The sequence below is a fragment of the Caballeronia sp. M23-90 genome (assembly GCF_053574605.1).
Window position 1 is genome coordinate 1 of record NZ_JBSIPA010000889.1, and the last position, 967, is coordinate 967.

Sequence of the window (967 nt, forward strand, 5' to 3'; positions counted from 1 at the left end):
TGCAGTCCGATCGGCGCGTGCAGGCGGTCGATCTCCGCGCAGGTCATATCGAACGCGGCGATCGGACTGCCGATCAACAGCCGTACGCCGCCCGAAATCGCCGTTTCCATCGCCGCGCAAATGACCGCGATACGCAATCGCGCAGGCGCCATGCCGGCCAAGCGCGTGACGACCTCCGTCGGTTCGTCCAACGCCGCGCCCTCCTGTGCATTCGCGTAACAGATACCGCGCGCAGTGCATTCACAGAAAACGACCAACGACGCCTTTCCATCTTGAATTCCGCTCCTTCCCTCCGACTGCCCATCTACCTCGACTACTCCGCGACCACGCCGGTGGACAAGCGCGTCGCCGAGAAGATGATCCCGTATCTATGCGAGCATGTCGGCAACCCGGCGTCGCGCTCGCACGCCTAAGGCTGGGACGCGGAACGCGCGGTGGAAAACGCGCGTGAAGAAGTGACCGCGCTGATCAATGCCGATCCCCGCGAAATCATCTGGACCTCGGGTGCCACCGAGTCCAATAATCTCGCCATCAAGGGCACCGCCGAATTCCTCCGCAGCCGCGGAAAGCACCTGATCACCGCGAAGACCGAACACAAAGCCGTGCTCGACACGATGCGCGCGCTGGAGCGCGACGGATTCGAAGTCACGTATCTAGACGTACGGGAAAATGGGCTCGTCGACATCGACGCGCTGATCGCGGCGCTGCGCGCCGACACGATCCTCGTGTCGCTGATGCTGGTGAACAATGAGATCGGCGTCGTGCAGCCGGTCGAAGAGGTGGGGCGGCTCTGCCGCGAGCGCGGCATCGTCTTTCATATCGACGCCACGCAGGCGCCGGGCAAAGTGCCGATCGATGCGCATACTCTCAACGCCAGTCTGATGAGCATGACGGCGCACAAGGTTTACGGGCCGAAGGGCATCGGCGCGCTGTTCGTGAGCCGCAAGCCGCGCGTGCGCGTTGCCGA

General features: G+C 63.6%; 1 protein-coding gene and 1 pseudogene. One reads left to right on the forward strand and one right to left on the reverse strand.

All coding sequences use genetic code 11. The features are described 5' to 3' along the window. Positions 1-191 (reverse strand): hypothetical protein (locus tag ACRXB1_RS36770; protein ID WP_449494869.1); only part of this gene is annotated, 191 nt, incomplete at its 3' end. Between the two features lie 81 nt (positions 192-272). Here ACRXB1_RS36770 and ACRXB1_RS36775 point away from each other — a divergent pair. Next, positions 273-967 (forward strand): annotated as a pseudogene (locus tag ACRXB1_RS36775) (aminotransferase class V-fold PLP-dependent enzyme); the annotation flags it as partial.